This window comes from Planktothricoides sp. SR001 (assembly GCF_001276715.1).
GTDB classification, from domain to species: Bacteria; Cyanobacteriota; Cyanobacteriia; order Cyanobacteriales; family Laspinemataceae; genus Planktothricoides; species Planktothricoides raciborskii.
In genome coordinates, this window is sequence record NZ_LIUQ01000027.1 from 18,833 (window position 1) to 42,644 (window position 23,812).

Below are 23,812 nucleotides of genomic sequence, written 5' to 3' on the forward strand. Positions count from 1 at the left end.
AACAGGGAACAGGGAACAGGCAACAGGCAACAGGGAACAGGGAACAGGGAACAGGGAACAGGGAACAGGGAACAGGGAACAGGGAACAGGGAACAGGGAACAGGGAATAGGGAACAGGGAACAGGGAATAAAAAATAGTAAATAATGAATAGTGAATAATGAATAGTAAATAAAAAATAGTAAATAATGAATAGTAAATAATGAATAGTAAATAATCAATAGTAAATAATCAATAGTAAATAATCAATAGTAAATAATCAATAGTAAATAATCAATAGTAAATAATCAATAGTAAATAATGAATAGTAAATAATGAATAGTAAATAATGAATAGTAAATAATGAATAGTAAATAATGAACAGGGAATAGGGAACAGGCAACAGTGGTGAATAGTGAATAGTGAATAGTGAATAGTGATACTTCTTTTAACTTTTCACTTTTAACTTTTCACTTTTAACTTTTCACTTGTAGGGGCGAATGGCCATTCGCCCCTACGACTTTTCACTTTTAACTTTTCACTTGTACGGGCGAATGCGCTCGTCGCCCCTACGACTTTCCCCGTTCCCTGATAACTTTTCCCCGTTCCCCAACCAACAACCAAAGAATCCCTACCCAACAAGCAACAAATAATATGCGCCTCCCTCTGCCTCAATTCGCCACGGAAGATCGCCACCCAAATCATATTGCGGAAGTAATTGAAACTTCCACGACAGAATTTTTGGCTCAATGTTTGGAACCGGATGATTTAAATTTTCCGGCGATGCCCCCGTTTGGCAGTTGGGTGAGGGCCGTTGATGAGGAGTCCGGCAATCAAGTTTATGCGGTGGTTTATTATGCCACCACGAGTCCGATCGATTCAATTCATCGGGCTCGGGCTTTGGGGTTGTCTTTGCAAGGGTTACGGGAGCAACAACCCCAGATTTTTGCTATGCTGAAAACGGAGTTTCGCGCCGTGATTGTGGGGTTTGCATCCCCAGGGGCAAGCGGGAATGGGTCTAAACCAGCAGGCGATTCCGCAGAGCGGATCGCGAATGCGAATCGCATCTATCAGTATATTCCTCCCCGTCCGCCACAAATCCATCAAGCAGTTTACCAATGCGAACCCCAGGAAGTGATTCACTTTACGGAAGAGTTGGACTTTTTGCGGATTTTGCTTCAGTTAATGGGAGTTCCCGTGGATGCCCTGGTTGCCGCTGTGATTCGGGAAGTTTACCAGCTACGACAGCGCGATCGCCAGTGGTTAGTTAAAGCCGGTCGTAATCTAAGTATGCTGCTTAAAGATGATTACGATCGGCTTCGATTGATTTTACGTCAGCTTCAGCCTTAATCATTTACTGAATTCGATCTAGTGCGCGTTCACCGCCCCACTTTTGCACAATAATATCATCGTAGTCATCAGCGACTTGGAGCACGGCATTGACGGAAGATTCTAGTTCTTTTTGATCGCAGGTAGAACCCACAATACTATGTTCAAAGAGAATATCTCCGTGTTCGTCTACCCCAAACGCCCCAAACAGCATTTGGCTATTTTCTTTGAGCAAAAAAAGCATCAGATCGGGGGTGAGTTCTGCCCCGGTTACGACATAAGAACGGGTATTAATAATGGCATCATCCTCTCCCCAGGGAAACACCAGCACTTCCACTAAGGCTGACCCCATAAATAGTCCTAATCCCGGAACATCTGGACGAGCACAGGGAAACTTGCCGAATAATTCCCGCATCCATACAGCGACTTTGTTATAACAAGATTCTTGCATTGAGTTTTGAAATTCCATATAAATTCTCCTTGCGGTGGGATTGACTTGATAGATGCTTTTTATCATTATCGGGGGATAGGGGCTATTGAAAGGATTTTGTAGCATTTCTCAATAAATCAAGTAAATATGTTGTTATATGGCATCTGTTATTTAGTATTATTTATTTTTAAATTAAGCGTGTATTCTTGAATATTTGATTAACGCAGTTTTATCCCATTTATCTCATTAGACAATTCTTGCTTTCATACTGGATCTACCCCTAACCCCCCTTTCCAAGGGAGGATTTTTATAATTTTGCCAGAATTTTCTATTGATTCCGATTAATATAGATTGATTCACCCATTCAGTCAATAAATCTATGACACAATCAAACCAACCAAAGCCAACTGCAACGGCTAACCGTTCTCTTGCAATCGCACTCTGGATCTTTTCTGCCATCTATATTTATCTTTTATTGTTGTCTCCCAGTCAACAATTATTGCCCGGTGAACCGATTTGGGACATTCAGCCAGAAACCTTCACAGAAATTGTCAATGAATCCATTAACTTTTTCTTTATTCTGCCTTTTTTAAATGCCTTGGGGATTCATTATATGGAAGCCCCAGTGGTGCATCCGTCTTTGGAAGCCTTATTTAATTTTGCGGAAGCTTGGATATTTATGTTTTTGCCGCTTTTGCTGGCAGATCCTCGCGGTCAAGTCATGCCAAAAATTATTATTTGGAGTCTGGCTATGTTTCTAACTAATACTTTTTTAGCCCCGTATATGGCAGCATTGACCATGAGTAAACCCACCCCAGAAACCCCGATGAAAAAAGGGTTATTAGCGCGAATATTTGGCTGGACGGGTCTAATAATTGGGATGATTTCTCTGATTTGGACTGGTTTCGGTCGGCCAGAGTTTGGCGATTTGACGGCACGCTGCCAATTTTTTATTCACTCTTTAATGATCGATCGCCTCACCATTGCCTTTTGTATAGATATAATTCTTTTTGGCATATTTCAAGCCATGCTTATTGGCAATATTGAACCTCCTGGGAGTGGGAAACGTTGGCTCAGATTTTTGCCATTTTGGGGATTAGCGATTTGGCTGATTATTTAAACAAATAACCGTGGAAACATCTATAAAAATGACATCAAATAACCAAAAAATATCGTTACCCAAAATGGGTTGTGGAACTTGGGCATGGGGCAATCGCCTGCTCTGGAATTATGAGCCAAGTATGGATGGAGAATTGCAGGAAGTTTTTAACTTTTGTGTTAAAAACGGCGTGACTTTATTTGATACGGGAGATTCTTATGGCACTGGAAAATTAAAAGGCCAAAGTGAGAAACTCTTGGGAAAATTTGCTCAGGAATATGCCGGTGATAATCAGGATAATATTTGTTTGGCCACCAAATTAGCCCCGTATCCTTGGCGATTAACCCGAAAATCAATGGTTGCGGCGGGTAATGCTTCGGCAAATCGCTTGGGGACTGGGGTTGATTTAGTGCAGATGCACTGGTCTACGGCCAACTATTTACCCTGGCAAGAATGGCCTTTGTTAGATGGATTGATGGATTTATATGAACAGGGGAAAGTCAAAGGTGTGGGACTCTCTAATTATGGCCCAAAACGCTTGAAACAGGTTTATCAAAAATTTCGCGATCGCGGCATTGCCATTACCAGTTTACAAGTGCAATATTCCCTGTTATCGACTTATCCCGTCACCGAGTTAGGACTGAAAGAAGTTTGCGACGAGTTGGGCATTCAATTGATTGCTTATAGTCCTTTAGCTTTGGGTTTGTTAACGGGCAAATTTTCGGAAACTGGCCTATTTCCCAAAGGTCTACGGGGTTTAGTCTGTAAGCAGTTATTGCCGGGAATGCGTCCGTTGTTAAGTTGCTTAGAGGCGATCGCTAAATCCCGATATAAAACCATGTCCCAAGTTGCTTTAAATTGGTGCATTTGTAAAGGGACTATCCCCATTCCAGGGGCAAAAAACCTCAGACAAGCCCAAGAAAATATTGGGGCATTAGGGTGGCAATTAGACTATGGAGAAATAGCCGAATTAGATAAAGCTGCTGCCCAGGTAGAGAAACCAATGGTACAGAATATCTTTCAAAGTAAGTAATTGATTGGTGATTGGTGATTATTTATTGGTTGGTGGTTGTTGGTGCGTGGGATTTTCATAGCAACGAATAACTAATAACCAATCACCAATAAATAATCACCAATCAATTTACTGCTGAAGAAGTTGTTGTAACTGTTGTACTTTCTCCACGGATAAGCCGGTATATCCCACTACTTGTTCCACGGTCATGCCACTGGTTAACAAGTTACGGGCGACTTGTTCGAGTCCTTGTTCGAGTCCTTGTTCGAGTCCTTGTTCGAGTCCTTGTTCGAGTCCTTGTTCGAGTCCTTGTTCGAGTCCTTGTTCGAGTCCTCGTTCCAGTCCTCGTTTAAGTCCTTGTTCAAGTCCTTGCTTTATGCCTTCTTTGAGTCCTTCTACTAAGCCTTCTTGTTTACCTTCGAGTTTAATTTCTTGATAAATGACTGATTCGCGCATAATTTCTTGCCTCAAGACTCGTTGAATCAAATCTTTCTCTAATACTAGACCAGCCAGAATCGAACTGGCCGCAGCTATATTTGACTGTTGTCGCCCCTCGCCGATCGCCTCGATTTTGGCGCTGACTTCTCGCAACACATCCGCTTTATTTTCCCCAGCGGTTAACACCGCAAAAGGCAATAATCCCGGAGACTGTAAAAATAACTCCGTGGGTTGTTCCCACAGACGAATCACCTCAAATTGGTGCTGAGTTTTTTCCAAGGTAAAACTATTTTGATAAACCAATGGGGAAGCGCTTTCCCGCAGATAAATCACCACTTGTTGCATGGTTTTCCCTGGATAGCGGCGATATACCCGCAAGCGATAGTCGGCCATGCGAAAAGGAATATCTGATTCCGGTTTCGTTTGAAATTCCGCATGGAGCACTAAGGAGGTAGACTGCCGCAAGATTAAGGAATCAGTCCGAATCGGTTCGAGAGAAAGTTCTTTCGGACTGAGTTCTGCCAGGGGAACTGGTTCGCCAAGCAACCAAGTGGCGATTTCGGTGGGAAACTCTTCCGCCAGAAATTTGCAAACGTTGTCGTACATTAGATAGGTTGCTCCTTGATTACTTCTTATTTTATCATTACTTCTTTGATGTACATCTAAAAAAATATGGAATGAGGTGATTATTAGATAATTAACAATCAACTCATTCCAGAGATTTTAATTCCAATTCAAGAGAAAATTATCCCTAAAAATCTGAGTTATTTGGTTCATAACTTTGGGCTAATTTGAGGCGATCGCAGGCGGCAATTAAAGCTTGGCGCACTTGCTCAAATCCCGTGCCCCCGTAGCTATTCCGGGCGGCTACGACTTGGCGAGGAGTAATGGCATGATAGATATCTTCTTCAAAGGCTGGGTGAATACTTTGCCATTCAGTAATGGTTAAATCCTTGAGTAATTTTCCCGCAGCAAAAGAAGTTTTCACCACTTTACCCACTAAGTTATAAGCTTCTCGGAAGGGGACACCTTTGCTGGCTAAATAATCCGCTACATCGGTGGCATTGGAAAAATCTTCTTCTACCGCAGCGGCCAGTCTTTCCGTTTTAAATTCAATGCCTTCTTGCAACAAAATTGTCATTGCTTCCAGGCAAACTTTGACCGTATTCACGCTATCAAATAGCGCTTCTTTGTCATCTTGCAAGTCTTTATTGTAGGCTAAAGGTAGCCCTTTCATTAATACTAATAAGGCTTGTAAATGCCCAAATACTCGCCCAGTTTTCCCGCGCACTAATTCGGGAACATCAGGATTTTTCTTTTGGGGCATAATACTGGAACCCGTGGCACAACTATCTTTGAGGGTGACAAAGCCAAATTCTTGGGAAGACCAGAGAATAATTTCCTCGGATAATCGGCTGAGGTGTACCATAATTAAGCTGGCAGCGGCCAAAAATTCTATGGCAAAATCGCGATCGCTCACCCCATCTAAACTATTAGCATAAGGGGCAGAAAATCCCAATTGTTCAGCGGTATAATGGCGGTCAATGGGGAAAGTTGTGCCCGCCAAAGCCCCAGAACCGAGGGGGGAAATATTCACTCTTTTGTAAACATCTCCCAACCGTTCCCAGTCCCGGGCGGCCATTTCAAAATAAGCCAATAAGTGATGGGCTAAACTTAAAGGTTGTGCCCGTTGTAAGTGGGTATAACCGGGAATTAGAGTTTCTACATTTGGTTCCGCTAACTTTAGTAAAACGCTTTGAAATTCTAAGAGTTGATGACGAATTTGGGTAATTTGATCGCGCAAATATAGCCTAGTATCCGTGCCTACTTGGTCATTGCGCGATCGCGCCGTATGCAGCTTTTTACCCACATCGCCAGTAATTTCAGTTAGGCGTTTTTCTACCGCAAAATGTACATCTTCGGCGTCAACACCGGGAGTAAATTTACCTTCTCGATATTCGCGACGAACCTGTTCTAAACCTGCTATGAGTTTTTCCCCTTCTTCGGGGGAAATAATGCCAGTTTTTACCAGCATCTTGGCATGAGCCTGGGAGCCTGTGATATCATATTCAATTAATTGGATATCAAAACCAATACTGGCATTAAAACGGGCGATCGCTGGATGTAATGCGGATTCAAATCGCTGACTCCAAGTGTTCTTTTTTTCAGTCATTTTCAATACAAGATTCCTTTCTGATTGACGAATTTTCCTGCTTGGTAAAGCCTTTATCGGATTATCTGCCGATGATGCCTCTAAAGACAAAACCGAGAACCAGCCCCACCAATAATGCCCAAACTTGGCCGGTTGAGACAAAGTGCTTCCAGTTAGTGGCAATTTGACCCATAATATCTGGGTCATTGACCTGTTGAGCAATAATCATTTGGGGCTGGGATTGTTGTAAAAAACTATGCCTCAGTTCCTGCGGCAATTCTGTATGATTTGAGGCAACGGGGGTTAATTCCATTTTCGGGATTACTTGAGTCATTGTTTCCTCCCCTTTGCTGAAAAAATTTAGGATTTCTGAGTTCAATGGAAAAACCGGCGATCGCCTGAAGATCGCCTGGGTTCATTGGTCAGGATTAATCGGTCAAAACCTAACCGCGAACGGTCTTGAGTCAACCAGGGATTTTTTCTCGGTGGCAAGAGGCTAATTTTCGCACTGCCGATAGTTTTCAGTTCGCCTCCTGAACCTGCATCACAATTAAAGTCATATCATCACTATTATAATGACTTGCCCCAATAAATTTTTGCACCTTATCAAAAAGATAATCGAGAGTTGCTTGGGGAGTGGGACAATGCAAACAAGCCCAGCGAAATGCTTCGATCAGGTTTTCTTCATCAAAGCGATCGCCATGAGCATTCGCTGCATCCGTAAAGCCATCGGTATAATAAATGACGCGATCGCCGGGATGTAACTGAATCCGATCCTCTTGATATTGGCTATCCACATCTAAGCCAATCAACATCCCCAAAGTATCTAAACGCTGAATTGTTTGGGTAGAAGCCTGCCACAACAACGGGGGATTATGGGCAGCATTACTATAAGATAAAAATCGCGTTTGGGGATCGTACTCGGAATAAAACAGGGTGACAAAGCGATTAGAATTTTCCAAATCGGTGTACATCACCCGATTCAAATGCTGCAAAATTTTCGCGGGGGAATGACCATTGTGTACTTCAGCCCGCAACATTCCTCTGGTCATGGTCATAATCAAACCAGCGGGAACCCCTTTGCCCATCACATCGCCAATCACCACACTCCAGACTCCCCCTGGGTTGCCACCATGTTGCTTCGGGCTGATTTGGTCGTGACTGCTGGGGATAAAATCGTAATAATCCCCGCCAACGCGGTTAGCGGTTTTACAACGGGCGGCCAGTTCTAATCCTTGAATTTTCGGACAATGACGCGGGAATAATTGGCGTTGAATTTCCGAGCCAATTTCTAACTCCCGATCTAAGCGTTCTTTTTTCCGCAATTCTGCGGTTAGTTCGTCATTTTCAATGGCCACGGCGGTTTGATCCGCCACCAGTCGCATTAATTTTTGTTTGGTGGGAGTCCAAGCATATTCTGGATCGTTACTAAAGACATAAAGTCGCCCCCGTTCAGAATTTTTCAACAGAATGGGAATGGCAAACAGTTGAACTTGTGGTTCAAAGTAACTTTTGATTTGATAATCAAATTTAGCCAGGAGCGATGAGTTGCCTGATGTTAAGGGGAAGTTTTGGGTCATTTTATGGGCGATCGCCTCAATTGCTGCCCGAATATCTGGGCAAGCATGACCATCGAGGCAATGTTCTCGGAGCAATTTAATTTGGCCATTGGGCTTAAATAAAACGAGCGCGGCTCCATCACTATCGGTGACTCGACTAGCCACCAAAGGAATCAATTCTAAAAACTGATTCAGATTGTTAAAACTGCGTAGGGCAAAACTCAAAGACCCCAATAAATCTTGAATTTTATTTTGTTCTCGATGCCAACAGGCTAACAATTCTTTTAAAGCCAAAACGGGACTGACACCAGGGGTGGTATCAGCTTCAATTATTACCGGCGGTATAATTGCGGCGCTATTTTCATTAATTAGCGTCGAGATTTCTTCGCGATCGCTGCTATTACTAGGACGATCTTCGGGTTCATAAGGCGGTCGAGGAAGAGGCGCAGCAGTCATTAATTCACATTTGAGTCAGTTGATGTACAATCCCTTGATTTTTGTTAGGATAAATATCCCTGAAATCTATCTAAAACCGGGCTTTCCTTGTCAAAAAATTAGTCAGATTATCAATATTTCTGGAAATCGGAGATTTTTTTATCTTCAACTGGTTGAGTATAGCCGGGAGTTTTGCCTCCCGGCAATGGGATTTGATACCGAGCATATCAGAGAATATTGTGTAATCTTCATCTCGGTCAAATCTTGGCTGGTTTATTTCTGAAAATCAATCGCGATCGCGCCCTAGCCATTGAGCATCGCTTCCACGAACTCATAACTAGCAAATGGTCGCAGATCGTCAATTCCTTCACCGGCACCGATAAAGCGGATCGGCAGACCCATTTGCTGGGATACCGCCAGAGCTATGCCACCTTTAGCAGTTCCGTCCAGTTTTGTCAAGATAACTCCAGACAAATTAATCGCTTCCGAGAAGACTTCCGCTTGACGCAAGCCATTTTGTCCCAGGGTAGCATCCAGGACAATCAACGCCTCGACGATGGTGTCCGGGGCTTTTTTGTCAATAATTCGCCGAATTTTGCTCAGTTCCTCCATGAGATTTTTCTTATTTTGCAGCCGTCCGGCGGTATCTACGAGCAGCAATTCCGTACCACGGGATTGCGCCGCTGCGATCGCATCAAAGACCACCGCTGCCGGATCCGTATTCTTACCGGGGTTGGCAATCACTTCCACACCGCTGCGCTCACCCCACACCTTCACCTGTTCCACCGCTGCGGCCCGGAAAGTATCCGCTGCGGCAATTAAGGTTTTATAACCAGATTTTTGGGCTAGGTGAGCTAATTTGCCAATGGTGGTAGTTTTGCCTGCCCCATTCACCCCAGCAATTAACCAAATATTCAGCCGGTCTTTTTCTGGAAACAGCATCCGGTTTTCCCGATTTTGGTTCGGTGCATCCAGAATATCTCGGAGAATTTGTTTCAAATAGGCGATCGCCTCTTTCGGGGGTAAAGCTTCTTCTCGCAGCTTATTTTGCAGCGCCTGAATAATATAATCAGTCGCCTCAATGCCCACATCCGCTTGCAACAGGGCGGCCTCAATTTCCGTCACCGCTTCCCGGTTCAATGGGCCTGCACCTACAATCGACTTCAGTTGATTAATTAAGCCTAAACGAGTCTTATCTAACCCCTGTCTCAGCTTTTGCAGCCAGTTAATTTCCTCAATGGAAACTTCATCCGGGCGCCGTCCCTGACGGGCCAAGACTTCCGCTGACCATAAAAATTCCTCATCAAATTCCATCCCTGGAACTGCTGGGGTCTTAACCGCTGGCTTGGTGTAGTCTTCCTCAACCGGCGTTTCCATCGCCGTTTCCGCCAACTGTTTCAAGCGTTCTTGGCGTTCCGCTTCTGCCTTAGCCCAGTTCAATATGGGTTGGGGAGCCTCCGGCGCCGTTTCCGTTTCCGCTGCCGTTTCCGCTCCTGTTTCCCCTGCTTCGGTTGTTGCCGCTGTTTCCGTTCCTTCGGGTTCTAATGTTGCCGGAACTTCAGTGACAGTTGCTTCAGTGGCTTTAGTTGCTTCACTGACTGGGGCTGTGATTTCTGCGGTTTCGGCGGTTTCTGCTGGTGGCGGAACTTCCGGGACAGTTATTGGAGCCGCGATCGGGGATGCGGTGGCTTCGGGTTCAACAGTTTCGATTGTTTCTATTTCGATTGTTTCTGATGTTGATGAAACTTCCGCCTCTGGGGTCGCTTCCGGTTCAACCAGATCGATCGCTGATGCCGCAGACTCTACCACGGGGGATTCATCCGGTGGTTCCTGGGGAAGAGTACCGCTTTCTTTTGTTGATTCAGAAACCGTTGCCTGGGTGGGTTGTTGTTGCTTTTGAAGATTTTGATAAGCCGCTTTCGCCCACTTCAGGTACTCATCCTCAGAATCTTCTGATGAATCAGTCGTTGGTTCCGGGGCAGAATCTGCGGGATCCGGGGCTTCTTGTTTTGGTTTTTCTTCAGGCTGTTTTTTGTCATCAAACTGACGGCGAAACCAATTAAATACCATTTCAATTATCCTAATAGGCTATTAAGAATTTGAGACATCAATTATGAGGCTTATTTTGTTTGATTCATTCCTATAATTTCCCTGCGTTATATCAACCCATTCAATAAAAATTAAATAAACCATTCCTGGTCTTTTTGGTTAGGGATATTACAGACCCAAAAAATTTTCTCCTATTCCCCCAAATATATCTCACCGAATTGCCGGACTTTTTTCTCGTACTTTAGCTTTTTATCTCATTACTAACGCGCCGCAACACGCCATTAATAAATCTATGAGAATCCTCATCGCTATAGCGCTTGGCAATTTCAATTGCTTCATTAATAGCTACTTTTTCAGGAGTACCAAGATAAGCCATTTCTGCTAAGGCCATTCTTAAAATATCTTGATCGATGCGGGGGAGCCGACTTAATTGCCAATCAACCATTGATTGATTAAGTTTTTCATCAATCTCTCCTTGATGCTCATTGACTTTGCTGAGAATCTCTAAAGCGTAATTTCTGACTTCCTTTTGATTAGAAAGTTGGACTAACTCAGGAATTTCTATGGCAAAACTTAAGCGATTAATCGCTGTTTGAGTATGTTCGATCGCCTGATAAACCATTGCCCGGGAACTTTTCAGAGTGGTGGCCTCTATTTCACTATTAATTAGGCGATCGCTGCCTCGTTTAATTTCTGAGGCTGCCGTTTCCAAAATCTCGTGGGCTTCGGTTGCCAAAGTTCTCACTGCTGCCACTAAAATATCTTGCAGTTGTGCCATGGCCAATTTTTTTTGGTTGTTGGGGATCTGACTGAGACTGAGCAAAGCTAGTTCACGGGCGATTCGGCGAGGTTGCATGGTTTCAGTAATGTATAAATAAAATAAATGAAAAGGGATCTAAGTCAATAAATTGACAGATTGGCAGGGGGAACAATCCGATATCTTAACGACCCTGCCAAACCAAAAGCATATCCTATAAAATCTGTAATGAATTGACAGGTTTGTCAAGTCATCATCAAAAGATCCTTGACAATTTAGAACGAATCAGAATTGAGGCCAGATTCGGCCAGATTTGGCCAGATTCGGCGAGATTCGGCCAGATTCGGCCAAATGAGAACAGATTAGACAAAAGGACGACAGAAATTAGGCAGCCAATGGATAGAACCTGAAATATCAAATATTTAAGGCCAGAAGATTGGCTGAATTGACAAAAAAGTTAAGTATATTCCTCTTCTGTTTGAATTTGAGAAATATTAGAGGTGGGCATCAAAGATTCCAATTTAATTTTTTTAGCCGATTCTGCGATCGCTAAGTTGGGTGTACTCGGAGAAACAATCCCCCCGGAAATGATCAGTTTAAATGCTTCTTCCACAGAGATAGGTATGGGCAGCACTTCTTCTTCTTTCACAATGGCATACCAACCACTGGTCGGATTGGGGGTCGTCGGGATAAACACATTGAGCATTGGGCCGGAAAACTGGGCTTGAAAATCTGGACTCATCGTTCCGGTGACAAATCCGAGTGCCCAGACGCCTTTCCGGGGATACTCCACCAAAACCACACGGCGAAACTTATCCTTGGAATCCTGAAGTAAAGTTTCCAGTAATTGTTTAAGGGTTTTGTACACGGAACCGGCAAAAGGAATGGCCTGAAGAATCCCTTCTCCTAGGTCAAGCAGCCATCGACCGACAATATTCCGCGCCATTAAACCAATGAGCAAGATGCCGAACAAAGGAACTGTTAGTCCGACAAAAACATTGAGAAGATTGACTAAGATTGGATCCAAACCATCAAAAGGATTTAATCTTTTGGGAATTCGGGTCAGCATATCAATGACCCAAGTGGCCATATTGAAACTTAGCCAAATGGTGGTCGCCAAAGGAATTACGACCAACAAACCGGCGATCAAGTCATTTTTAAAGTCTTGTTTGAGGCGTTGCAACACAGCTAGACCCTACTCCTTCTACTACAATAAGTCGATTAGGCTGATTGTCATTTGTGTTAAATTGAATGGGTCAACGGCCAATTTTATCGATGATTAAATCTGATTATAGCTAGTTAGCAATGCCGTTGATCTCGAAATGGCTGCAATGTAATTGTGCTGGCGCCAGTTAGGGGATAGACTCTTTTATTGAGCCATAATAAAAGCGTCCGAAAGATCCGAAACATTTTCGGGTACGGCAGAAACACCGCAACAAAAGCAGTTTGTGAGATTTTGTCCGCCTGGTTTTTGGCATCTTACAGGAGAATCCGCCGATGTCAATTAGTCCGGTTCAGCAAAATCTGCTCTTTTATGAGAGATTGTAAAGAATTATTTCACACTTTGGCCAAAAGGCGATCGGCTTTGAGGGATTTATGGGAGATATGGCAGGGAGGATTTTTGTCTATGGCTATCCCTGGCTGAACCATATGAGTCAATATCACTCTTCGACTCCCAGATTAAACAATGATTAAACGATTAAACAACGATTAAACAACGATTAAAGAAAATTTAGTCTAACTGCTCGAAGAACGCACCGGATCTGTCCCTTTGGCGGTCTTGCCATTAGAATCGTTGACCGCGATGTTCGATCGCGCAATAGGCATATTTTGCAGTTCCCAAACTTTTAGCAAAATCAGATACTCATAAAACGCTTGTAAGGTACACCAGGCAAAACCTGGGCGACCATCTAAGCAACCTCCGAGTAAAAAATACATATAAAAAAACCGCACCAAGGGTCGAAAGGGCAAGCGCAGGGATAAGTCCTTGAGGGCACGGCGTTTTTCGACTTCTGATTTACCAAAAAATAAATTTTGCCAAGAGACAGAACCAGATTTGAGTTGCCGCATGGTTTCGGCGGCTTCATCGCTAGAATAGCGGTTGTGTTTTTCAATCCAGCGATTTAATCCTTTGCTACAGGTGTAATGGGGATAGGTTTCTTTGAGAAAACCTGTTCGCCCATCACAGACTTCTCGTTCGGTATGGCCATAGTCCGTAAACCAGACTTTATCTTTGCGGAATAGGCGCATTTGATAGCGAGGATACTGGGTGCTACGGCGAATCCATTGATTCATAAAGATGACTCGCTCGGCGACATAGTAACCAATATATTCTTTACTTTTAATGGCTTGCAGGCATTCTTGGAAAAGTTCTGGGGTCATCCGTTCATCGGCTTCTAGGATATAGACCCACTCATGTTTGGTTTCCAGTTCCCGCAACATCCAAGTGCGTTGCCTGCCATGACTTTCAAAGGGGTGTTGGACGATGCGGACTGGATACTGTTGGGCAATTTCTATGGTGCGATCGCTACTGAGGGAATCCACCAGAATAATGTCATCGGAGAGCATCGCTGACTCAATACAAGCCGCAATATCAATTTCTTCGTTGTGGGTGAGGATATAGATAGAGAACATGAGTGCATTGCCGTTTTCTTTACAGAAATTAGGGGGAATGAAGATGATGGTTATTGGTTATTGGTTATGGGTTATTGGTTATTCATGAATTGCTGGCCAATAACCCATAACCAACAACCAATAACTAACAGCCAATAACTAACAACCAATAACTAACAACCAATAACCAATAACCAATAACAAATAATCAATATTATCTAGGTCTACCACCAGCACGACCGCCGATAAAGCCCAGATTTTTTAACCCTGTCCAGCCAACTGCACTATAGGCGGCTGCCAGCAGTAAACTACTGATCCCAGTTTGCAGTCCTGATTTTACGGATCTGATTTTGGCTTGTGCTTCCCGTTCATCCTGTCGCTGACGAATCTCTTGTAACTGTTGATTTTGAATGGCTTGGGCGCTGAAGTTTTGATTGACGAATTGATCCACATTGGAGGGATTCTCTTGAAAGGTTTTAAGTAATTGTTTTTCCTGTTCGGTGACTTCTTCGCTTTCTAGTCTTTGTTGCAACAATTGCGGGTCGGAAATCAGTTTTTGCAGTTCAGTTTTAAATCGGTTTTGGATTTCAGAAATCTGTTGTTGACCCTGGGTACTGCCAATTCGCTGGGCTAAGACCGCTTCTTGTTGGGCGGCTTCTTCGCGAATGCTTTGCAGGGCGGCAGATCGCTCCATACGGACATTATTGAGGTGCAGGGGAAATAGCAGCAGAAAAATTAAGCCAAACACCGTAGAAAAAATTAATGCCCAAAATCTTAAGTCTAGTAACGCCGGACGAGAAATTTTGGAGGTTCCGGCATTACTTTCAATCCAAAACCCCAGCAAAACTAAGGCAACGCCCATGAGTGGAATCACTCCTCGGTCTACTAATTGAGTGGTGTAGCCTAGTTGCCACTGTCTATTTAGGAGTTCCGGCGGAAAGGCCAAAATTAAATAGTCTAATACAGAAGAAACGATTAAAAGTAATCCCACCACTTTCATGGTCAGGGATGCAACGGCAGAAGATGGATTCATAAGTTTTCAGTAATTTTAGGGGTAAGTTTTGTAAGTGCTTGTCTCAGGGTGTTTGTCTCAGGTTGTCAGTCCGATAGCTTTGGTTTTGAAAAGCCAACGGGAAATTTTTTCCAGTTCCAATTTTACAAGCATCTTTAGTAGCATCCCTGTTGATTCAGTGAATTTACGGTTGTCTGTTGTGGCAAAATGGTTATTTTTTGCTGATTTCCCTATTTCCTCGATACCACTGAACCAGGCGATCGGGGGAAACTCCGAGATAATAACCAATAATCATTAGCTGATTAATGACTGTGCTTTTCAGGAGTCCCAGTTTCTGCCAGCGTCGGGCGGAGGTGCGTACCGCTACAGGGGCGATCGCAATTTTTCCCAGTTTTTTTAATCGGCGGATTAGTTCAAAGTCTTCCATAATGGGAAGTTGAGCAAAGCCACCAAGTTGACGAAACACTTCGGATCGTAAGAATATTCCCTGGTCGCCATAGGGCAGGGAAAACCAGCGCGATCGCCACTTTACCCCAGTTTCGATCGCCCGTAGACCCCATCCCTGACTATCAATGCAAAGTTCAAAGGCTCCGGCAATGACTTCCGGATCTTCTAACTGTTCTAACACGATCCGATCGAATCTCTGCGGTAATTGGGTGTCTGCGTGCAAAAATAATAAGATTTCGCCGATCGCTCGTTTGGCTCCTGCGTTCATTTGATTAGCCCGACCGGGGGCAGTGGAAATGACTTCAACCCCTAAAGATTGGGCAATTTCCCCGGTTTTATCTTGACTGCCACCGTCCACCACAATGATTTCTAGGCTATTGCTATGTTGGTTTTCCGGGGAAATATTGGCCTGAATTTGTTGTAGGGTGGTTTCGATTATGGCAGCTTCATTTACGACAGGGATAATAATCGATATTTTGGGTCGGGAATAGACGATCTGGGGGTGGTTGATTAAGATATGTAAATCTTCTGGGCGATCGATGTCAGCTAATTCCGGCAAAAGTTGCCAAGGAAAGCCTAATTTTTTGGCAATGGTCAGTGTTTGGGATAATACGCGATCGCTGCCCCAATCAATGCCAGTGAATAACTCTGGAATTAACCGCCGCAAACCGATTAAATAATATCCGCCATCAGCGGCTTGACCGAGGATTAAATCATGGGATTGTAGCTGGTCAAAGGCTTGTTTTAATCTGGCAGCATCGAGGTCAGGACAATCAATCCCAATAATAATAACTCGTTCCATGCCGATATTAAATGCGTCAGTAAATGCCGCCAACATTCTAGCCCCTAAATCACCTTCAGATTGCGGGTGATAAGTTATTTTATATTCTCCTCCCAGCCATGCTTGCATTTTCGCTTCATTTCCCCCGGCAAAGCGAATTTCTATAACCAGATTTTCTAGGGAAAAATCCGATAAATTTTTGGCTTCTTGCAGAGTATATTCAGTCATAAGCCGCTGCAAATCAGCCGCACCCTCTGGGCCGAGGGCAGGAATTAAGCGAGTTTTGGTTTTTCCCGCTTCAGGATATCGGGTAAAAATAATCAGTTTGTCAGTCAATTTACTTGGGTGTTTTAGTATGATATGAATAATATTTATTATTACCACAAAGACACAAAGAACACGAAGATATTTATCCTTTATATTTATCCTTTTTGTCCTCTGTGTCTCTGTGGTTAAAGAAAAAATCGCTTAAATATGATAAAATTAGTTATCTCAAAATTTTATTTAACCCTATCCGGGCTCATTTCTAGGAATAACCTTTTTTATCCACGAAAAAATTATGACGCGATTCTGGCGATTGACTATTTGGCTATTTTCATGGACTATTGTAGCATTTATCCAGGTGCAAAAAATACCAGAGCCATCAAAAGCGGCATCAACCATGCCGAAATCAGTAATTGATAATCAGCTTTTGGTAGAGGGGGACGATCGTCTTGATTTTGGCAGACATTTCCGGGAAATGGCTGTTGAAGGTTCTATCATAATTTATGATTTGAAAAATGAGCGGTTTTTTGAACATAACCCCCAACGAAATATGACAGCTTTTCCCCCGGCATCAACTTTTAAGATTCTCAATTCTTTGATTGCTTTAGAAACTGGGGCTATCGCCGATGAGATTGCCGTTTTGACTTGGGATGGAATTGAACGAGAAATTCCCCAATGGAATCGAGACTTAAATATGAAAGAGGCATTTAAACTTTCTGCGGTTTGGTTTTATCAAGTTCTCGCCCGTCGAGTGGGATACGCACGAATGCAAGAATGGGTGAGTAAAGCCGCTTATGGTAATCAAAAAATTGGCGATCGAGAGGATATTGATAAGTTTTGGTTGGATGGAGAATTACGCATTAGTCCTGAAGAGCAAATTCAATTTCTCCGTCGTCTATATGATAATAAATTACCTTTTTCTGAAAAGTCACTGGCGATTGTTAAAGATATTATGATTAATGAAAAAACGCCAGAATACACTATCAGATCAAAGACAGGGTGGTTCGGTTTTGGCAAGGATGCGATCGCCAATATTGGCTGGTATGTTGGTTATGTGGAAACCGGAGATAATGTTTACTTTTTTGCCACTAATATTGATATTCGCGATGAGAAAGATGGAGCGGCTCGAATCCAGTTGACTCGTCGCTGTTTACAGGATATGGGAGTGCTTTGATTCCCGGCTTTCCTGAAAGATTATCTATTGCCTTGATAAGCAGAGAAAAGATTTTAACCACAAAGACACAAAGAGCACAAAGAACGCGAATAGATTTCCCCTTTGTGTCCTCTGTGTCTTTGTGGTTACAGAAAAAATCGCTTAAATATGATAAAATTAGTTATCAAATAATCAGGCTTAAATTGTGGATCGAGTTATATCGGGGTAAACATCAATGGTTAATTTTGTGAACTTAAGACAAACCGGCAGCGGTTGGGAGTTTGAAAGTGAAGCGGCTTTAGAGGATTTTCTGGAGGAAAATTTACCGGCTTTATTCGGGCTACACCCTTTGAAAAGGCAACATTATGTGAATGAGCAATTTTGCGATATTGTCGCCGTTGGGGATAATAAAAATTTATTGATTTTGGAGTTGAAAAATACTGAGGATCGCTATGTGGTGCAACAGCTAACTCGTTATTATGATGGGTTGCGGGAACAACAAGCATTTAGCGACCAAGTTGACTATAGTCAGCCCGTCCGCTTGGTGGCGATCGCGCCCAGTTTCCACCGGGACAACTTGATTGACCGAAAATATCATACTTTGGCTTTTCAATTCCTGAAGTTTTCCGTGATTTCAGAAGATGAAAAATTCTATTTTCAGATCATTGATATAGATACAGAAGAACAATCGATATTACAAATCAGTCAAATTCAGACGCAAGAACCTGGGGTAATTGCTAGTCCACCTAGAAGACTTCAGACAATGCTGACTCAATGTAATGACCAGACCAAGTATGAAATTCTCAGAATCCGTGAACAGTTACTAACCTTTGATAGGAGAATGCAGGAATTCTCTAGTAATGGAATTATCAAATATGGTAATAATCAGGGAAAAAGCAGTAAAATCTGTGCTGAATTATGTACCGATAGTCAATCTAATATAATTTTATTTTTATGGCTGCCTTACAAAGGAGGCAAAAGTCAGAGAGTTGGACGGGCAAGAATTTGGACTGATTGGCAGGGTCACGCTTTAATCGAAGGATATGTATCAAGTGGAATTGGGGCTCAAATCACATCACAGAAAAAAGTTATAGCAAATTTAATTGAAAAATTTAATCCTGAAGATTATCAGTCATCAGTTTATTGGAGAAATGCACGAAAATGGAACCGATATTATTTAAAAGAATTTAAGAGAATACAAAAGCAGATAGAAGAAGAACAGCCAATTAGTTGGGAGGATCTTAAATTGCGAGACAAGTTACAACAATTTTTAGAATAATTGCGACGAGAAAAATTAAGTTTGAAAAATCCATGTAAACCATTAAATTATTTAGTGGATTTATCTTTGAATAAATGGTTAGAAAGATTATAGTTATTTCGGCTTTGTGAAATTCAAAGAGATTGTTGAGATTTTCAGTAATTTTATTTTATAGGCATGAGTGGAGCGATAACGCATCCGCGCCGCTTCGCGATCGCACCCAAGAGACAAGACAAGAGTGATTTGTTTCCCTGGTTCAACCTGGAAGCAGAAAATATTATTACCACAAAGACACAAAGAACACGAAGATATTTCCCCTTTGTGTCCTCTGTGTCTTTGTGGTTCATATTTACCACTTAAGACACAAAGAACACGAAGATATTTCCCCTTTGTGTCCTCTGTGTCTTTGTGGTTCATATTTACCACTTAAGACACAAAGAACACGAAGATATTTCCCCTTTGTGTCCTTTGTGTCTTTGTGGTAAACCTGAACGACTTCAGACAGAGAGAACGAAGAGATTAAAAGCGATCTTTGTGTATTTGTGGTAAAAAATAATCTTGGTGGAATTAGTGGAATTTTTTGAAATCAATTATGTCCCAAACTATTTGGATCGCCCGACACGGAAACCGCTTAGATTTTGTTCGCCCGGAATGGTTTGATACCGCCGATCGCCGCTACGATCCGCCCTTGTCTAAGGATGGATTTGTCCAAGCCAAACAACTGGCGCAACGGTTAAAAGGGGAAAATATCCGGCATATTTTTGCCTCTCCTTTTTTGCGAACGGTGCAAACTGCTTATGCCGTCGCCGAAGCTTTAGATTTACCCTTGAAACTAGAATGGGGAATCTGTGAATGGCTAAATCCTGAGTGGATGTCTACTAAGCCAGAAACCGCACCTTTGGCAGAGTTGGTTAAAAAATATCCTCGCATTGACTTAAATTACCAATCTTATTTGGTGCCCCAATATCCCGAAGCCCCAGAATCAGTTTGTTTAAATCGGGCGGCGAAAACTGCCAGTTATTTGGCGGCTACTTTTTCTGAGGATATCCTGCTGGTGGGACATGGGGCGACGGTGTTGGGCAGCACAATGGGCTTTATTCCAGGGGTGACGGATTTTGATATTCGGACGCCTTTGTGTTGTTTGGTGAAGTTGGTTCGCGAGAATGACCAATGGGCGATTCCGCAAAGCGGATCGCATTGGCGAATCGCACTGAACGGGGATACGTCCCATCTGGATGAACCAATATCAAGCAGAACTACTGCTTGGTCTATCAAATAATTGTGAAGTGTTGCTACGTCTCGACGCCAATCAGCAATCAGGGTCTTTGGCATCGGAGTTGTCAGCAAACCCTTAAAAAAATATGACAAAAATTAGCAAATCTTTTCGAGTTCTTGACATTCATTCTCTACAGTTGGGGAAATAGCCAAGCTCAAGGGTGCATTCGCTGGCAAATATGACGAACGGGATTTGTAAGAAGCCGGGTAAAAAATATCCCCAGCATCTTACGCCCGGGCGATCGCCTCCACATCTTACTAGGGGCGATCGCCTCCACCCAGTCATAGTGGCAGCCAACATCGGCACCTACGTCCTGCCCTAAATGCGCCCATTAGCTTACAGGGATAACAACCACATGAATTCCAGTCTGATCCTGTCCAATATCCTCAACCCGCCCGTCTTATTTTTCTTTTTGGGTATCCTAGCCGTTTTATTTAAATCTGACCTAGAAATCCCCCAACCGTTGCCCAAGCTATTTTCCCTCTATCTGCTGCTGGCGATCGGCTTTAAGGGAGGCTATGAAATTGACGAAAGCGGTATCACTCCAGCGATCGCCCTCACTCTGCTCGCCGCTATATTGATGGCGTCTATAGTACCCATTTACTCATTTTTCATCCTGAAAATCAAGCTGGATGCCTACAACGCAGCAGCGATCGCTGCCACCTACGGTTCCATTAGCGCCGTTACCTTCATCACCGCGAGCTCTTTGCTCACCCAACTTCACATCAACTTTGGCGGTCACATGGTCGCCGCCCTCGCCCTCATGGAATCTCCCGCCATCATTGTGGGTCTGATTATCGTGCGTATTTTCACCAGTAAAGACAATGAAAACGGTAGCTTCTCTTGGGGAGAAGTCCTGCGGGAATCCTTCCTCAACAGTTCCGTATTTCTCCTCGTAGGCAGTCTAATCATTGGTATTCTCACAGGCCCCAAAGGTTGGGAAAAGTTAGAGCCATTTACCCAAGGAATTTTTTACGGAGTCCTCTGTTTCTTCTTGCTGGATATGGGACTGGTAGCCGCCAAAAGAATCAAAGACTTGCAAAAAACCGGCTCCTTTCTCATTGGCTTCTCCGTCCTAATGCCAATTGTCAACGCCATTATCGGCATCCTCATTGCCAAAGTAATTGGACTCAGTGAAGGCAACGCCCTTCTGTTTGCGGTCCTCTGCGCTAGTGCCTCTTATATCGCCGTTCCCGCTGCCATGAGAATGACCGTTCCTCAAGCTAATCCCAGCCTTTACGTTTCAATGGCTCTCGGCATTACTTTTCCTTTCAATATCATTGTAGGGATTCCCGTGTACTTAGAAATCATCAAAAAATTGGGGTTCGTCCTCTAAACATTATGGAAATCGTCAAAAAAGTAGAAATCGTCACCATTTCTTTGGAAATGTCCAAAGTCCTAGAAGTTTTAGAAGAAGTAGGAATTACCGGCTATACCGTGATCCGGGATGTCATCGGCAAAGGAGAGAGGGGGCTGACCGCCAACGATTTAGAAAAAGATGTCCTCAGCAACCGCTACGTGATGACCGTATGTACCGCAGAACAAGAGGAGTTGCTCGTAGAAGCCATCCGCCCCATCCTCAAAAAATTTGGCGGCGTTTGCATTGTCTCTGATGCCAAGTGGATCAGACATTAAGTTGATTTTACTCTAGGAGGATTTCGATGCCTATTCAGCGAATCATTCAAGGGTTAAATCAGTTTCACGACAACTACTTCATCAGTCACCAGGAACTATTTGAGCAGCTTTCTCACGGTCAGTCTCCTGAAGTTTTATTCATCACCTGTTCTGATTCCCGGATTGATCCCAATCTCCTGACCCAAACTCAACCCGGAGAACTATTCATCATTAGAAATGTGGGTAATCTCATTCCTCCTTATGGTGCTTTAAATAGTGGCGAAGGTGCGGGAATCGAATATGCAGTGCAAGCATTGGGTATTAGAGAAATTATCATCTGCGGTCATACCCACTGCGGGGCGATGAAAGGACTGCTACAACTGGGGAATCTTGCCGAAACCATGCCCTTGGTTTATGACTGGTTAAAGCATACTGCGGAAGCTACGCGCCGCCTGATGTTTGATAATTACAAAGACTATGAACCGGATAAGCTGTTGCGGTTGACTATCGAGCAAAACATTCTAACTCAGATAGAAAATCTAGAAACTTATCCGGTGATTCGTTCTAAGCTGCACAGTGGCAACCTTCATCTCCATGCCTGGGTTTATGAAATAGAAACGGGAGAAATCCTGGCTTACAACGCTAGTATGGGAAAGTTTATCCCGTTGGAGAAAGAGCCATTTCCTGTTCCCGATCCTCTGGCCAATATGAATAATTTTCACTAGCTATTCTGCCCGGATCAGGTTGAATATTTTACTTGTGACTATATCGAGTTGCAATTTAGATATTTTACTCACCTAAATTTAAAGGTTATTTTAAAATTAAAATAGCCTATTTTTTATTAAAATTAATTCATCTAATTTACCTGAATTATGAAAGAAAAATATTGGCAGCCAATGATTTATGACAAGATGATGAAGGGGCAACAATGGTTTTTATCGACTGCCGAAAGAGCTTTAGAGGAAGCATACCAAGCGGCATTGAATATAAAGACCATTGAATCGGAAGAATTGCGACAGCAAGGGGAAGCATCATCCCGATATACTCCGAATGTTAGAGATTATTTTCGGGCTGATATTGACAAACAAATCCAAATTATTAATGTGCGAATGGCGGAGTTTAAAATCAGTCGTTACTTTCTGAATAGTTCTAATAAAGCTTTTTTGGAAAAACTGAGAGTAATTGATGATGTGCTGGGTAAGTACAAAAATTTAGAACCTGATGATTCATCGGCATTGCTGCCCACCCAGCCGGAGCCGCAGCCGGTTAACCCTGATTTTAAAACTGTGATCGTCAAGGCGAATATATCCGATCCAAATCAAAGTTATGAAAAAATGGATAATCTCACGGATAAAACTGGGGTGCTGCCCCGGTCAATTGGTAGAACCTTTAAAAAAATTAAGACCGATTTAAATCCTAATGCGGAAGCAGAGGTTATTCAGAAATTTCGCAGTTCTAGAAATAAAACCAAAACATCTATCTCATTTTTGGTGGTGCTGATTCTGGTGCCACTTTTAACCCAGCACGTTTCAAAAATATTTATATTTTCTCCTTTGGTTAATCAATATTTTGAAAATCAAACAGGACAAATATTTCTCAATTATGAGATGAAGGAAGAAGCATTTCTGGAGTTGCAGGCATTTGAAGAAGAACTGAAATTTACCAACTTGCTGGGGGAAAATCCTAAGCTGTCTATTGAGGAGATAGAGTCGCTGGTCAAAGAGAAGGCAGGGGAAATTGCTGAAGACTTTCGCGGCAAAAGTCGCAGTGCGGTGAGTAATATTTTTGCGGATATTCTGGCGACGTTTTCTTTTGGTTTAATTTTGGTGACTAACCGGAAAAAAATCGCGGTAATGAAGTCGTTTTTAGATGAAATTGTGTATGGTTTGAGTGATAGCGCGAAGGCGTTTGTGATTATTTTGTTTACGGATATTTTTGTGGGGTTCCACTCCCCCCACGGGTGGGAGGTGGTTTTGGAGGGATTGGCGACGCATTTGGGGATAGCGGCAAATAAAAGTGCGATTTCTCTGTTTATTGCCACGGTGCCGGTGGTTTTGGATACGGTATTTAAGTATTGGATATTCCGCTATCTCAGCCGCATTTCTCCTTCGGCGGTGGCGACGTTGAGAAATATGAATGAGTGAGTAAATTTTTTGG

The 23,812-nt window shown here is 43.0% G+C and carries 23 protein-coding genes; 11 read left to right on the forward strand and 12 right to left on the reverse strand.

From position 1 onward, the window contains the following. Positions 1 to 439 precede the first annotated feature (439 nt). Positions 440 to 601 (reverse strand): hypothetical protein, encoded by a 162-nt coding sequence (locus AM228_RS34315; RefSeq protein WP_197285320.1) that lies wholly within the window; start codon positions 599 to 601, stop codon positions 440 to 442. A 30-nt stretch (positions 602 to 631) separates the two neighbouring features. On the opposite strand from AM228_RS34315, the gene AM228_RS16295 reads away from it, so the two are divergent. Then, positions 632 to 1,327, forward strand: a complete 696-nt coding sequence (locus tag AM228_RS16295) for an HAS-barrel domain-containing protein (RefSeq protein WP_054467152.1) — start codon at positions 632 to 634, stop codon at positions 1,325 to 1,327. Positions 1,328 to 1,331: 4 nt separating this feature from the next. Here AM228_RS16295 and AM228_RS16300 read toward each other — a convergent pair whose 3' ends face one another. Next, a complete protein-coding gene (locus AM228_RS16300; protein WP_054467153.1) occupies positions 1,332 to 1,775 on the reverse strand; it encodes a YbjN domain-containing protein in 444 nt (147 codons plus the stop codon). Between the two features lie 340 nt (positions 1,776 to 2,115). On the opposite strand from AM228_RS16300, the gene AM228_RS16305 reads away from it, so the two are divergent. Then, the gene (locus tag AM228_RS16305; RefSeq protein ID WP_054467156.1) at positions 2,116 to 2,856 is read left to right on the forward strand and encodes a hypothetical protein; all 741 of its coding nucleotides are present in this window, start codon (positions 2,116 to 2,118) and stop codon (positions 2,854 to 2,856) included. Between the two features lie 28 nt (positions 2,857 to 2,884). Beyond that, entirely contained in the window at positions 2,885 to 3,868 is a 984-nt protein-coding gene (locus AM228_RS16310) for an aldo/keto reductase (protein ID WP_054467158.1), read from the forward strand. 108 nt (positions 3,869 to 3,976) lie between these two features. Here the strand turns inward: AM228_RS16310 and AM228_RS16315 are convergent, their stop codons facing one another. From AM228_RS16315 to AM228_RS36840, 10 genes are all read right to left on the reverse strand, one after another. Continuing rightward, positions 3,977 to 4,891: an Rpn family recombination-promoting nuclease/putative transposase gene (locus AM228_RS16315; protein ID WP_054467161.1), complete on the reverse strand. Its 915-nt coding sequence runs from the start codon at positions 4,889 to 4,891 to the stop codon at positions 3,977 to 3,979. Between the two features lie 145 nt (positions 4,892 to 5,036). Continuing rightward, positions 5,037 to 6,458 carry an argininosuccinate lyase gene (argH, locus tag AM228_RS16320; RefSeq protein ID WP_054467162.1) on the reverse strand — a complete coding sequence of 474 codons (1,422 nt, stop codon included), beginning with the start codon at positions 6,456 to 6,458 and terminating at the stop codon, positions 5,037 to 5,039. Positions 6,459 to 6,519: 61 nt separating this feature from the next. Then, entirely contained in the window at positions 6,520 to 6,771 is a 252-nt protein-coding gene (locus AM228_RS16325; protein ID WP_054467164.1) for a hypothetical protein, read from the reverse strand. A 187-nt stretch (positions 6,772 to 6,958) separates the two neighbouring features. Beyond that, positions 6,959 to 8,452 (reverse strand): GAF domain-containing SpoIIE family protein phosphatase, encoded by a 1,494-nt coding sequence (locus AM228_RS16330; RefSeq protein WP_054467165.1) that lies wholly within the window; start codon positions 8,450 to 8,452, stop codon positions 6,959 to 6,961. 282 nt (positions 8,453 to 8,734) lie between these two features. After that, complete coding sequence (ftsY, locus tag AM228_RS16340; protein ID WP_054467167.1) at positions 8,735 to 10,501, reverse strand: signal recognition particle-docking protein FtsY; 1,767 nt, start codon at positions 10,499 to 10,501, stop codon at positions 8,735 to 8,737. Between the two features lie 220 nt (positions 10,502 to 10,721). Then, complete coding sequence (nusB, locus tag AM228_RS16345) at positions 10,722 to 11,336, reverse strand: transcription antitermination factor NusB (protein WP_054467168.1); 615 nt, start codon at positions 11,334 to 11,336, stop codon at positions 10,722 to 10,724. A gap of 358 nt (positions 11,337 to 11,694) precedes the next feature. Beyond that, positions 11,695 to 12,423: a DUF502 domain-containing protein gene (locus AM228_RS16350; RefSeq protein ID WP_054467170.1), complete on the reverse strand. Its 729-nt coding sequence runs from the start codon at positions 12,421 to 12,423 to the stop codon at positions 11,695 to 11,697. A gap of 551 nt (positions 12,424 to 12,974) precedes the next feature. Then, entirely contained in the window at positions 12,975 to 13,871 is an 897-nt protein-coding gene (locus tag AM228_RS16355) for a glycosyltransferase family 2 protein (protein ID WP_082348915.1), read from the reverse strand. 193 nt (positions 13,872 to 14,064) lie between these two features. Further along, positions 14,065 to 14,883 carry an HpsJ family protein gene (locus AM228_RS16360; protein ID WP_054467172.1) on the reverse strand — a complete coding sequence of 273 codons (819 nt, stop codon included), beginning with the start codon at positions 14,881 to 14,883 and terminating at the stop codon, positions 14,065 to 14,067. Positions 14,884 to 15,073: 190 nt separating this feature from the next. Continuing rightward, the gene (locus AM228_RS36840; protein ID WP_072160799.1) at positions 15,074 to 16,426 is read right to left on the reverse strand and encodes a TIGR04283 family arsenosugar biosynthesis glycosyltransferase; all 1,353 of its coding nucleotides are present in this window, start codon (positions 16,424 to 16,426) and stop codon (positions 15,074 to 15,076) included. A gap of 223 nt (positions 16,427 to 16,649) precedes the next feature. Here AM228_RS36840 and blaOXA point away from each other — a divergent pair, with 223 nt between their 5' ends. The 8 genes from blaOXA (at position 16,650) to AM228_RS16400 (ending at position 23,799) form a co-directional block, all read left to right on the forward strand. Next, on the forward strand, positions 16,650 to 17,528 hold the full coding sequence (blaOXA, locus tag AM228_RS16370) for a class D beta-lactamase (protein ID WP_054467174.1): 879 nt from the start codon (positions 16,650 to 16,652) through the stop codon (positions 17,526 to 17,528). A 214-nt stretch (positions 17,529 to 17,742) separates the two neighbouring features. Further along, complete coding sequence (locus AM228_RS16375; protein WP_054467176.1) at positions 17,743 to 18,786, forward strand: endonuclease NucS domain-containing protein; 1,044 nt, start codon at positions 17,743 to 17,745, stop codon at positions 18,784 to 18,786. Between the two features lie 571 nt (positions 18,787 to 19,357). After that, positions 19,358 to 20,044, forward strand: a complete 687-nt coding sequence (locus AM228_RS16380; protein ID WP_054467177.1) for a histidine phosphatase family protein — start codon at positions 19,358 to 19,360, stop codon at positions 20,042 to 20,044. Positions 20,045 to 20,219: 175 nt separating this feature from the next. Continuing rightward, the gene (locus AM228_RS32840) at positions 20,220 to 20,363 is read left to right on the forward strand and encodes a hypothetical protein (RefSeq protein ID WP_156331835.1); all 144 of its coding nucleotides are present in this window, start codon (positions 20,220 to 20,222) and stop codon (positions 20,361 to 20,363) included. 33 nt (positions 20,364 to 20,396) lie between these two features. Further along, on the forward strand, positions 20,397 to 21,377 hold the full coding sequence (locus AM228_RS16385; RefSeq protein ID WP_054467178.1) for a sodium-dependent bicarbonate transport family permease: 981 nt from the start codon (positions 20,397 to 20,399) through the stop codon (positions 21,375 to 21,377). Positions 21,378 to 21,382: 5 nt separating this feature from the next. Then, complete coding sequence (locus AM228_RS16390) at positions 21,383 to 21,676, forward strand: P-II family nitrogen regulator (protein ID WP_054467179.1); 294 nt, start codon at positions 21,383 to 21,385, stop codon at positions 21,674 to 21,676. Positions 21,677 to 21,702: 26 nt separating this feature from the next. After that, a complete protein-coding gene (locus tag AM228_RS16395; protein WP_054467180.1) occupies positions 21,703 to 22,380 on the forward strand; it encodes a carbonic anhydrase in 678 nt (225 codons plus the stop codon). Between the two features lie 147 nt (positions 22,381 to 22,527). After that, positions 22,528 to 23,799, forward strand: a complete 1,272-nt coding sequence (locus AM228_RS16400; protein WP_054467183.1) for a proton extrusion protein PcxA — start codon at positions 22,528 to 22,530, stop codon at positions 23,797 to 23,799. Positions 23,800 to 23,812 lie beyond the last annotated feature (13 nt).

What these genes read in the sequence shown, in the direction of transcription:
- AM228_RS16295 (WP_054467152.1), top strand. Translation starts at nt 632, where the DNA reads ATGCGCCTCCCTCTGCCTCAATTCGCCACGGAAGATCGCCACCCAAAT.
- AM228_RS16300 (WP_054467153.1), bottom strand. Translation starts at nt 1,775, where the DNA reads ATGGAATTTCAAAACTCAATGCAAGAATCTTGTTATAACAAAGTCGCT.
- AM228_RS16305 (WP_054467156.1), top strand. Translation starts at nt 2,116, where the DNA reads ATGACACAATCAAACCAACCAAAGCCAACTGCAACGGCTAACCGTTCT.
- AM228_RS16310 (WP_054467158.1), top strand. Translation starts at nt 2,885, where the DNA reads ATGACATCAAATAACCAAAAAATATCGTTACCCAAAATGGGTTGTGGA.
- AM228_RS16315 (WP_054467161.1), bottom strand. Translation starts at nt 4,891, where the DNA reads ATGTACGACAACGTTTGCAAATTTCTGGCGGAAGAGTTTCCCACCGAA.
- argH (WP_054467162.1), bottom strand. Translation starts at nt 6,458, where the DNA reads ATGACTGAAAAAAAGAACACTTGGAGTCAGCGATTTGAATCCGCATTA.
- AM228_RS16325 (WP_054467164.1), bottom strand. Translation starts at nt 6,771, where the DNA reads ATGACTCAAGTAATCCCGAAAATGGAATTAACCCCCGTTGCCTCAAAT.
- AM228_RS16330 (WP_054467165.1), bottom strand. Translation starts at nt 8,452, where the DNA reads ATGACTGCTGCGCCTCTTCCTCGACCGCCTTATGAACCCGAAGATCGT.
- ftsY (WP_054467167.1), bottom strand. Translation starts at nt 10,501, where the DNA reads ATGGTATTTAATTGGTTTCGCCGTCAGTTTGATGACAAAAAACAGCCT.
- nusB (WP_054467168.1), bottom strand. Translation starts at nt 11,336, where the DNA reads ATGCAACCTCGCCGAATCGCCCGTGAACTAGCTTTGCTCAGTCTCAGT.
- AM228_RS16355 (WP_082348915.1), bottom strand. Translation starts at nt 13,871, where the DNA reads ATGTTCTCTATCTATATCCTCACCCACAACGAAGAAATTGATATTGCG.
- AM228_RS16360 (WP_054467172.1), bottom strand. Translation starts at nt 14,883, where the DNA reads ATGAATCCATCTTCTGCCGTTGCATCCCTGACCATGAAAGTGGTGGGA.
- blaOXA (WP_054467174.1), top strand. Translation starts at nt 16,650, where the DNA reads ATGACGCGATTCTGGCGATTGACTATTTGGCTATTTTCATGGACTATT.
- AM228_RS16375 (WP_054467176.1), top strand. Translation starts at nt 17,743, where the DNA reads ATGGTTAATTTTGTGAACTTAAGACAAACCGGCAGCGGTTGGGAGTTT.
- AM228_RS16380 (WP_054467177.1), top strand. Translation starts at nt 19,358, where the DNA reads ATGTCCCAAACTATTTGGATCGCCCGACACGGAAACCGCTTAGATTTT.
- AM228_RS32840 (WP_156331835.1), top strand. Translation starts at nt 20,220, where the DNA reads ATGACGAACGGGATTTGTAAGAAGCCGGGTAAAAAATATCCCCAGCAT.
- AM228_RS16385 (WP_054467178.1), top strand. Translation starts at nt 20,397, where the DNA reads ATGAATTCCAGTCTGATCCTGTCCAATATCCTCAACCCGCCCGTCTTA.
- AM228_RS16390 (WP_054467179.1), top strand. Translation starts at nt 21,383, where the DNA reads ATGGAAATCGTCAAAAAAGTAGAAATCGTCACCATTTCTTTGGAAATG.
- AM228_RS16395 (WP_054467180.1), top strand. Translation starts at nt 21,703, where the DNA reads ATGCCTATTCAGCGAATCATTCAAGGGTTAAATCAGTTTCACGACAAC.
- AM228_RS16400 (WP_054467183.1), top strand. Translation starts at nt 22,528, where the DNA reads ATGAAAGAAAAATATTGGCAGCCAATGATTTATGACAAGATGATGAAG.